The organism is Mycobacterium sp. TH-M103 (assembly GCF_057473785.1).
This window is the reverse complement of sequence record NZ_JBYCLG010000211.1, coordinates 1-9,670: the sequence shown is the minus strand read 5'-3', so window position 1 is coordinate 9,670 and position 9,670 is coordinate 1. Positions and strand designations below refer to the sequence as shown.

Sequence of the window (9,670 nt, the reverse complement as noted above, 5' to 3'; positions counted from 1 at the left end):
CGCCGACTCCTCGCGGTGCGTCGACTCGACCACCGCCACCAGCGCGTCGGGGCCGAGCTCCAGCAATTCATCGAACATGTGTTCGAGTATAGGGGGCCGCACTGACACGGGTCGCGCAACTCGTGGGCCCGATCGCGGTCTACGGCGTGACGAGGACCTTGCAGTGCCGCTCGGGGTCGGCCAGGTCGTCGAACGCCGCGCCGACCCCGTCCAGGCCGACCTGCCCGGTGATCAACGGGGTGACGTCGATGTCGCCCTCGGCGAGCGCGCGCAGCGAGTCCGCGAACTCCTCCGGGCTGTAGGCGAGCACGAACTGCACGTTGATCTCCTTGGCGATCGCGAAGAACGGGTGCACCGTGTCGGCTTGCATGCACACGCCCGCGACGACCAACCGCGTGCCCGGCCGTGCCCGTAGCAGCACGTCGTCGATGATCCCGGGCACCCCGACCGCTTCGAACACCACGGCCGGTTTGACGGTGTCGAAGGGCGACCCCTGCGCCGGGTCCAGCGCCCGGTGCGCGCCCATCGCGGCGGCCAGCTCCCGTCGCGTGGGGGAAAAGTCGGCGGCCACAATGTCTTCCACGCCGCGCGCCGCGAGCGCGGCGATGATCGCGATGCCGATCGGGCCGCAGCCGAGCACCAGGGCGGTCTCGCCGGGCTGCACCCCCGACTTGTTGACGGCGTGCAGTCCCACGGCCATCGGTTCGGTCAGCGACGCGTGCCGGAAATCCAGGCCGTTGGGGACGGGCAGCAAAAGCGGCGCCGAGAGCAGCATCCGCTCCGCGTAGCCACCGATCGTGTTGTTGCTGTACACGATCGGCTCGACGCCCTTGGCGGACAGCACCACCGGAATCGACGTGACGAGAGTTCCGGCGGGGTGTGTCTCGGTGTCCGGCCCGGCTTCGAGCACCTCGGCGCTGAATTCGTGGCCCATGAAGACGTCGCGGCCCAGGTCGATGTTCATGCCGCCGCCGCCCGACACCCGTTCGGTCATCGCGACCACCTCGTCGCCGTGCGCGGCGAAATGCAGGTCGGAACCGCAGATCCCACACGATCGGACGGCGACGAGCACCTGGCCGGGTCCGGGCACCGGGTCGGGCACGTCGTCCCGGTAGACCATGCGACCGCCCCGCAGCACCGATGCGCGCATCACTTCACCACCCCTTCGTGCTCGGAGGTGTGCTCGCCGATGGCCTTCACCACGGCCTCCCCGGCGCGCCCGAGCAGTTGGTCGCGCTTCGCCTTCGCCCAGTCGTGCGACGACCGCGCCGCCGCCAGCTGCCCCTTGAAATGGGGAATTACCTTGCGGGCGAACAGATCATAGCAATGGTACGTCGCCTGCGGGGATGCCCAGTCGTGGCCGAGCATCAGCAGCGTGCCGAACCCGCCGGAGCGCTCGAGCAGGTCTTCGATGTGGGCGATGGCGTCCTCGGGTGTGCCGATGCAGCAATTCCCTTTGGCCGCGTAGTCTTCGACGAACTGGTGGGGTGTCTGGGCGCCCTCCACGGAGTTGGCCAGCGGAACGAAACCGGCCGCGCCGAAATAGTTCGCGAAATCCTGCAGCCCGTAGGTGCAGTCGTCGATCGCCTGGTCGCGGCTGTCGGCGATGTGCATGATGCTCAGGACCCGCCAGCCGGACCGGTCCGGTTCGTCCCGGCCGGCTCTGGCGGCCTGCTCGCACACCACGTCCCAGGTGTTCTCCAGCGCGGCGTAGCCGCCGGGCACCGACATCGACAGCGACAGCAGGGACGTGCCCAGCGTGCCGGCCAGCCGCGGCCCCGACGGCGAAATCATTGCCGCCGTCGAGATCTCGGGATAAGGCCAGGTGTAGGGGCGGATGTGCAACTGCGCGTCGCGCAAGGTGAACCAGTCGGAGTGCCGGTCGATGCGCTCCTCGGGCGCGGCGCGGAACAGGGCCAGGATCGCCTCGAGGGACTCCTGCATCATCCGCCGCTGTTCTACCGGGTCGATGCCCATCATGTAGGCGTCCGACGGCAGCGCACCGGGGCCGGCGCCGAACATCACGCGGCCGCGCGTCAAATGGTCCAGGAGCACCCAGCGGTCGGCGACCATCAGTGGATGGTGATAGGGCAGGGAGACCACGCCGGTACCCAGCCGGATGTGCTTGGTGCGCTCCGCGGCGGCGGCGATGAACACCTCCGGGCAGGCGATCAACTCGTAGCCGCCGGAGTGGTGTTCGCCGAACCAGGCCTCGTCGAAACCGAGGCGGTCCAGTGCGACGACGCGCTCCATGTCGTATTCCAGTGCCACCGTGGGTGATTGGCCGGTGGGATGAAACGGTGTGATGAAGACGCCGAAACGCAGGGGCATGCTCATCGCAACTCCAATCCGCCGAGAAAGTCCAGCAGTAGGGCGTTCACCTCGTCGGGTCTTTCCTGTTGCAGCCAGTGCCCCGCGCCCTCGATCATCTCCTGGCGGTACGGGCCCGAAACCACCTTCGACGCGCGGTCGGTGCGGGTGAACGTCAGCACCGGGTCGGCGGTGCCGGCGACGAACAGGCACGGCACGGCGATTTTGGCGTCGGCGAGTTCGGGGGTCGTTTCCCAGTTGCGGTCGAAGTTGCGATACCAGTTCAGGCCGCCGGTGAAGCCCGTGCGGGAGAACTCGCCGATGTAGTGGTCGAGCTCCTCTTGGCTGAGCCAGTCCGGCAGCTCGGCGGGTTCGGGGAGGCGCTCGATGAAGCCCTCCGGCCCCGGGGCCACCAAGCGGATCGACGCGGCTTGATCGTCGGAGGCCCGCAGACCGCCCAGCATCCGGCGCATCGTGCGCGCGGGGTCTGCGTCCAACTCGGCGTCGGCGACGCCGGGCTCCTGGAAGTACAGGATGTAGAAGAAGTTGTCCCCGGCGATCCTGCGCCACGCCGCCGTCGGCGCCACCCGTGGCCGGGGCACCGGCGGCACGCTGAGCGCGGCGACGGCGGCGACCCGGTCCGGGTGCAACAGGGGCGCGTTCCACACCACGGAGGCACCCCAGTCGTGGCCGACCCACACGGCGCGCTCGGCGCCGACATCGTCGAGCAGGCCGACCAGGTCGCCCGTCAGCGCGTGGATGTCGTACGCCTCGATCGCCTCCGGGCGGGCGGATCCGCCGTAGCCGCGCTGGTCAGGTGCCAGCACGTGGTAGCCCGCGTCGGCCAGGACCGGTATCTGGTGCCGCCACGAGTAGGCCAGTTCGGGGAATCCGTGGGCCAGGATCACCACTGGCGCGCCGGGGTCACCGGCTTCCACCACCCGTAGCCGCACGCCGTTGGTGTCTACTAACCGTTCGGTTGATGTCGCCACCACCACACCAAATCACAACCGCCGGGGGCTGAGAAGTGCGTGCCGCGATCGCACCCGCATTGGGATAGCGTGTCGACTCATGCGGCTGGACCACGTCGTGCTCTGGACGAGCGATCCGCGCGTCGCGATGGACTTCTACTCGCGGGTGGTCGGGCTCGAGCCGGTGCGGTTCGACGAGTTCGAGGCCGGCGACGCGCCATTCCCGAGCGTGCGCGTGTGCGAGGACTCCATCATCGACCTTCTGCCGGTGGACAACGTCGCCGCCACCGAATCGTTGACGCGGGTAGCCGGGAGCGCCGGGCACCGGGTCAACCACGTCTGTCTTGCGATGTCGAAATCCGAATACGACGCCCTGGATCGGCGCCTGCAGGCCGAGGGCGTCGACACCGGGGCGCGGCTGGACAACTCGTACGGGGCCCGCGGGTGGACGCCGCAGGGATACTATTTCGCCGATCCGGACGGCAACGTGGTCGAGGCCCGGTACTACGAGCGCTGAGTTGCACGCAACATCGATCGCGCTGGCGAATGCCGAACCGATCGGGAACTGCCGGTCGTTATCTGGACAGGACGGCATGCATGATGGCGGTAACCCGCTGCGCCCGGCTCGGCCGGGCTGGCGATTACCGCGCGGCATGATGGCGGTAACCCGCTGCGCCCGGCTCGGCCGGGCTGGCGATTACCGCTAGCGGTAACCTGGACTTTTTCAGCTACGTGTGCGTCGGAAGGACCTGGCCCCTAGGGCCGATGATTGATGAACCGAAAAAATCTGACTCGCACCCTCGTCGCGATCGCGGTCGTGGTGCTGCTCGGTTGGTCGTTCTTTTACTTCAGCGACGACACCCGCGGCTACAAGTCCGTCGACACCTCGGTGGCGATGGCCCAGATCAAGAGCGACAACGTCAAGAGCGCGCAGATCGATGATCGCGAGCAGCAATTGCGGCTGACCCTGAAAAAGGGCAACGGCGAGACGGACAATTCCGACAAGGTCATCACCAAATATCCCACCGGATATGCCGTCGACTTGTTCAACGCCCTCAGCGCCAAGAACGCCAAGATCAGCACCGTCGTCAACCAGGGCAGCATCCTGGGCGAGCTGCTGGTCTACGCGCTGCCGCTGCTGCTGCTGGTGGGGCTGTTCGTGATGTTCTCGCGCATGCAGGGCGGCGCCCGGATGGGCTTCGGCTTCGGCAAGTCGCGCGCCAAACAGCTGTCCAAGGACATGCCCAAGACCACGTTCGCCGACGTTGCGGGCGTCGACGAGGCGGTCGAGGAGCTCTACGAGATCAAGGACTTCCTGCAGAACCCGGGGCGGTACCAGGCGCTGGGCGCCAAGATTCCCAAAGGCGTGCTCTTGTACGGCCCGCCCGGGACGGGCAAAACCCTGCTGGCCCGCGCGGTCGCCGGCGAGGCGGGCGTCCCGTTCTTCACCATCTCCGGTTCCGACTTCGTCGAGATGTTCGTCGGCGTCGGCGCGTCGCGGGTTCGTGACCTGTTCGAACAGGCCAAGCAGAACAACCCGTGCATCATCTTCGTCGACGAGATCGACGCGGTGGGCCGCCAGCGGGGTGCGGGACTGGGCGGCGGTCACGACGAGCGCGAGCAGACGCTCAACCAGTTGCTGGTCGAGATGGACGGGTTCGACCCGCGGGCCGGTGTCATCCTGATCGCCGCCACCAACCGCCCCGACATCCTGGACCCGGCGCTGCTGCGCCCCGGCCGCTTCGACCGGCAGATCCCGGTGACCAACCCCGACCTGGCGGGTCGTCGCGCGGTGCTGAGGGTGCACGCGAAGGGCAAACCGATCGCCCCCGACGCCGACCTCGACGGGCTGGCCAAGCGCACCGTCGGAATGACCGGTGCCGACCTGGCCAACGTCATCAACGAGGCGGCATTGCTGACCGCCCGGGAGAACGGCACCGTCATCACCGGCGCCGCCCTCGAGGAGGCGGTGGACCGGGCGGTCGGCGGGCCCCGCCGCAAGAGCCGGATCATCAGCGAGCAGGAGAAGAAGATCACCGCCTACCACGAGGGCGGACACACCCTGGCCGCGTGGGCGATGCCCGACATCGAGCCGATCTACAAGGTGACGATCCTGGCCCGGGGACGCACGGGCGGCCACGCGGTCGCGGTGCCGGAGGAGGACAAGGGCCTGCGCACCCGCTCGGAGATGATCGCGCAGCTGGTGTTCGCCATGGGCGGGCGCGCCGCCGAGGAACTGGTGTTCCGCGAGCCGACCACCGGCGCGGTCTCCGACATCGAGCAGGCCACCAAGATCGCGCGCGCGATGGTCACCGAGTTCGGCATGAGCTCCAAGCTCGGGGCCGTCAAATACGGCTCCGAGCACGGCGACCCGTTCCTGGGCCGGACCATGGGCAACCAGGCGGACTACTCGCACGAGGTCGCCCGCGACATCGACGACGAGGTGCGCAAGCTGATCGAGGCGGCGCACACCGAGGCCTGGGAGATCCTCACCGAATACCGCGACATCCTCGACACCCTGGCCGGCGAGCTGCTGGAGAAGGAAACCCTGCACCGGCCCGAGCTGGAGGGCATTTTCGCCGGTGTCGAGAAGCGGCCCCGGCTCACCATGTTCGACGACTTCGGTGGCCGCATCCCGTCGGACAAACCGCCGATCAAGACGCCCGGCGAGTTGGCCATCGAGCGTGGCGAGCCGTGGCCCCCGCCGGCCCCCGAGCCGGCCTTCAAGGCCGCGATCGCGCGGGCCAGCCAGGCCGCCGAGGCCGCTCGGGCCGAGGGAGACAACAACGCCCACGGCGGGAACGGCTCGCGCGGCGGGCAAGCCGGCAACCGGCAGGGCGCGCCGCATGGGGCCACCCAGCCCGACTACGGCGCCCCGGCCGGCTGGCACGCGCCCGGCTGGCCGCCCCAGGAACAGCAGCCGGGCCACTGGTATCCGCCGCAGCAGCCCCGGCCGCAGCAGCCCTACTGGCCGCAGCCGGCGGGCCACGGCCACTACCCGGGCCCGGCCCAGCCGTCCTACCCGCCGTTCCCGCCGTATCCGCCACCCGGCCAGTCGGGCCCGGATGCCGCCCCCGATCCGGGACGGTCGCCCGACCAGGCAGAAGAAGACATCCGCCGGTTCAACCCGCCGGCCAGGGGCTGAGAACGGAGAACCCGATGGCCTTACCGGATCTGGACTCGGACGCCTCCAACGCCGCCGGATGCGTACGGTCGTTCGACCAGCAGCGTGCCGAGGCCGCGATCCGCGAGTTGCTGCACGCGATCGGCGAGGACCCGGACAGGGACGGTTTGCGGGACACTCCGGCGCGCGTGGCGCGGGCCTATCGCGAGATGTTCTCCGGGCTGTACATCGACCCCGACACCGTGCTCAACACCATGTTCGACGAGGACCACGACGAACTGGTGATCGTCAAGGAAATCCCGATGTACTCGACCTGCGAGCACCACCTGGTGTCGTTCCACGGGGTGGCCCACGTCGGCTACATCCCCGGTGACGACGGCAGGGTGACGGGTCTTTCGAAGATCGCGCGGCTGGTCGACCTGTACGCCAAGCGGCCCCAGGTTCAGGAGCGGCTCACCAGTCAGATCGCGGACGCGCTGGTGAACAAGCTCAATCCGCGGGGGGTGATCGTCGTCGTAGAGGCCGAGCACCTGTGCATGGCGATGCGCGGTGTCCGCAAGCCCGGCGCCGTCACCACGACCTCCGCGGTGCGCGGCCAGTTCAAGAGAAACGCTGCCTCGCGAGCCGAGGCGCTCGACCTCATCCTGCGGAAGTGAGCCTGCGCCTGTGCAGGTCATGGGGGTTGTGAACGTCACCGACGATTCGTTCTCGGATGGCGGTCGTTACCTCGATGCCGACGCCGCCGTTGCCCACGGTCTGGCGCTGGTCGCCGAAGGCGCGGAGATCGTCGACGTCGGGGGCGAGTCCACCCGCCCCGGTGCCACACGGATCGACCCCCGGGTCGAGGCGTCCCGCGTCGTCCAGGTCGTCAAAGAGCTTGCCGCGCAAGGCGTCACGGTGAGCATCGACACCATGCACGCCGACGTGGCCAGGGCGGCACTGCACAGCGGCGCGCGCATCGTCAACGACGTCTCCGGCGGGCGGGCCGATCCGGCGATGGCGCCACTGCTCGCCGAAGCGGGCGTGCCCTGGGTGCTGATGCACTGGCGACCTGTGTCGCCCGACCACCCGCACCGCGCCCCCCGCTATCGCGACGTGGTGGCCGAGGTGCGCGCCGAGTTGCTCTCCAGCGTCGACCAAGCGGTGGCCGCGGGCGTCGACCCGGCCAAGTTGGTGATCGACCCGGGTCTGGGTTTCGCCAAGACGGGACAACACAATTGGGCGCTGCTGCATGCCCTGCCCCAGCTGGTCGCCACCGGGATCCCGGTGTTGCTGGGCGCCTCGCGCAAACGGTTCCTCGGGACCCTGCTGGCCGCGCCCGACGGGTCGCCGCGGCCGCCCGACGGCCGCGAGACGGCGACTGCGGTGATCTCCGCGCTGGCCGCCCTGTACGGTGCCTGGGGGGTGCGGGTGCATGACGTGCGTGCCTCGGTCGACGCCGTCAAGGTCGTCGGGGCCTGGACGCGCACCGGGACTGGACACCATGGCTGATCGAGATGGCTGATCGAATCGAATTGCGCGGCTTGGCACTTCACGGCCGACACGGGGTCTTCGAACACGAGCGCGCCGATGGGCAGGAGTTCGTCGTCGACATCACCGTGTGGATCGATCTCGCCGACGCGGCCGTTAGCGACGACCTGGCCGACACGTACGACTACGGCGCGCTGGCCCGGCTGGCCGCCGACGTGGTGACCGGACCGCCCCGCAACCTGATCGAGACGGTTGGGGCCGAGATCGCCGACCAGGTGATGGGAGATCGGCGGGTGCACGCCGTCGAGGTGGTGGTGCACAAGCCGTCGGCTCCGATTCCGCAGCAGTTCGCCGACGTGGCGGTGGTGGTCCGGCGCTCGCGCCGCGGCGGCCGCGGCTCGGTGGTCCCGGCGGGCGGGACGTCATGACGCGCGTCGTGCTCTCCATCGGCTCCAACCTGGGGGATCGGCTGGCGCGGCTGCAATCGGTCGTCGACGGGCTGGGCACGGCGGTGCTGGCGGTGTCGCCGGTCTACGAGACCGATCCCTGGGGCCGCGTGGACCAGGCGCCGTTTCTCAACGCGGTGCTCATCGCCGACGACCCGGCGTGCGGCGCGCAGGGCTGGCTGGGGCGAGCGCAGGAGTTCGAGCGTGCGGCCGGCCGGGTTCGCGGCGAGCGCTGGGGCCCGCGCAACCTCGACGTCGACCTCATCGCCTGCCACGGCGACGCGGAGGTGATCTCCCGCGAGAACAACCTGACGCTGCCGCATCCGCTGGCCCACTTGCGGGCCTTCGTGTTGATCCCGTGGCTGGCCGTCGATCCCGACGCCCGGCTGACGGTCGCCGAGGGGCCGCGCCCGGTCGCCGGACTGCTGGCCGAACTCGAACCCGCCGACCGGGAGAGCGTCCGGTTGACCGACCTGACGCTCGTGCCGCGGGAAAGCTGATGGGCCCGACCCGCAGACGCGACCTCACGGCCGCGGTCTTCGTCGCCGCGATGCTGGGCTATCTACTGGTCACCGCGCTGTACCGGTGGTTCCCGCGCATCACCGTCTGGACCGGGATCTCGCTGCTCGCGGTGGCCGTCGGCGAGGCGCTGTGGGCCCGCTACGTGCGGGCCAAGATCAGCGACTGCGAGATCGGACCCGGCCCGGGCCGGCTGCATCCGCTGGCGGTGGCGCGCAGCCTGGTGGTGGCCAAGGCGTCGGCGTGGGTGGGCGCGTTGATGCTGGGTCTTTGGATCGGGGTGCTGGTGTACTTCCTGCCGCGCCGGCCCTGGCTGCGCGTCGCTGCCGAGGACACAACCGGGACGGTGGTCGCGGCGGTCAGCGCGCTGGCGCTGCTCGTGGCGGGGTTATGGCTGCAGCATTGCTGCAAATCGCCCCCGGAGCCACCGGAGCACGGGGAGGGTGCCGAGAACTAGCGTTCCCGGGTCGTCGCGGAGGTCGAAGCGAGAATCGCCGGACCGGCGCGACACGCGGAATGACCTCGCACAGGTACAGTCGGGCCATGACCGTTCTGTCCCGCGGCGCCCGGGTACGGCGCGGCGGCCGCAGGCCGGGTTGGGTGCTCTTGACCGCGTTGCTGGTCCTTGCGATGGGGGCCAGTTCCGCACTGGTTTTCACCAACCGTGTGGAACTTCTCAAGCTCGGGGTGATCCTGGCGCTGTGGGCCGCCGTCGCGGGTGCCTTCGTCTCGGTGCTCTACCGTCGGCAGAGCGACGCCGACCAGTCACGGGTGCGTGACCTGAAGCTGGTCTACGACCTGCAACTGGACCGGGAGATCTCGGCCCGCCG

General features: G+C 69.5%; 11 protein-coding genes. 8 read left to right on the top strand and 3 right to left on the bottom strand.

Translation table 11 applies throughout. From position 1 onward, the window contains the following. Positions 1 to 139 precede the first annotated feature (139 nt). From AC2VOR_RS12100 to AC2VOR_RS12090, 3 genes are read right to left on the bottom strand one after another with little or no spacing between them, the layout of a single operon-like run. Entirely contained in the window at positions 140 to 1,150 is a 1,011-nt protein-coding gene (locus AC2VOR_RS12100) for a zinc-binding dehydrogenase (RefSeq protein ID WP_369736671.1), read from the bottom strand. Continuing rightward, complete coding sequence (locus AC2VOR_RS12095) at positions 1,150 to 2,337, bottom strand: LLM class flavin-dependent oxidoreductase (RefSeq protein WP_369736672.1); 1,188 nt, start codon at positions 2,335 to 2,337, stop codon at positions 1,150 to 1,152. The genes AC2VOR_RS12100 and AC2VOR_RS12095 overlap by 1 nt, the downstream gene beginning before the upstream one ends. After that, complete coding sequence (locus tag AC2VOR_RS12090) at positions 2,334 to 3,302, bottom strand: alpha/beta fold hydrolase (protein WP_369736673.1); 969 nt, start codon at positions 3,300 to 3,302, stop codon at positions 2,334 to 2,336. Before AC2VOR_RS12090 ends, AC2VOR_RS12095 begins: the two co-directional genes overlap by 4 nt. Positions 3,303 to 3,381: 79 nt before the next feature. Here AC2VOR_RS12090 and AC2VOR_RS12085 point away from each other — a divergent pair, with 79 nt between their 5' ends. The 8 genes from AC2VOR_RS12085 to AC2VOR_RS12050 form a co-directional block, all read left to right on the top strand. After that, positions 3,382 to 3,798, top strand: a complete 417-nt coding sequence (locus AC2VOR_RS12085) for a VOC family protein (protein WP_369736674.1) — start codon at positions 3,382 to 3,384, stop codon at positions 3,796 to 3,798. Positions 3,799 to 4,053: 255 nt separating this feature from the next. After that, positions 4,054 to 6,426: an ATP-dependent zinc metalloprotease FtsH gene (ftsH, locus tag AC2VOR_RS12080; RefSeq protein ID WP_369736675.1), complete on the top strand. Its 2,373-nt coding sequence runs from the start codon at positions 4,054 to 4,056 to the stop codon at positions 6,424 to 6,426. Positions 6,427 to 6,440: 14 nt separating this feature from the next. After that, positions 6,441 to 7,061 carry a GTP cyclohydrolase I FolE gene (folE, locus tag AC2VOR_RS12075; RefSeq protein WP_369736676.1) on the top strand — a complete coding sequence of 207 codons (621 nt, stop codon included), beginning with the start codon at positions 6,441 to 6,443 and terminating at the stop codon, positions 7,059 to 7,061. Between the two features lie 19 nt (positions 7,062 to 7,080). Then, positions 7,081 to 7,896 (top strand): dihydropteroate synthase, encoded by an 816-nt coding sequence (folP, locus tag AC2VOR_RS12070; protein ID WP_369741400.1) that lies wholly within the window; start codon positions 7,081 to 7,083, stop codon positions 7,894 to 7,896. Between the two features lie 5 nt (positions 7,897 to 7,901). Beyond that, complete coding sequence (gene folB, locus AC2VOR_RS12065; protein ID WP_369736677.1) at positions 7,902 to 8,303, top strand: dihydroneopterin aldolase; 402 nt, start codon at positions 7,902 to 7,904, stop codon at positions 8,301 to 8,303. Continuing rightward, complete coding sequence (gene folK, locus AC2VOR_RS12060; RefSeq protein WP_369736678.1) at positions 8,300 to 8,821, top strand: 2-amino-4-hydroxy-6-hydroxymethyldihydropteridine diphosphokinase; 522 nt, start codon at positions 8,300 to 8,302, stop codon at positions 8,819 to 8,821. Before folB ends, folK begins: the two co-directional genes overlap by 4 nt. Further along, positions 8,821 to 9,297 (top strand): DUF3180 domain-containing protein, encoded by a 477-nt coding sequence (locus AC2VOR_RS12055; protein ID WP_486963855.1) that lies wholly within the window; start codon positions 8,821 to 8,823, stop codon positions 9,295 to 9,297. Before folK ends, AC2VOR_RS12055 begins: the two co-directional genes overlap by 1 nt. A gap of 86 nt (positions 9,298 to 9,383) precedes the next feature. Further along, positions 9,384 to 9,670: DUF6779 domain-containing protein (locus AC2VOR_RS12050; protein WP_486963854.1), on the top strand; the 287-nt coding region annotated here is incomplete at its 3' end.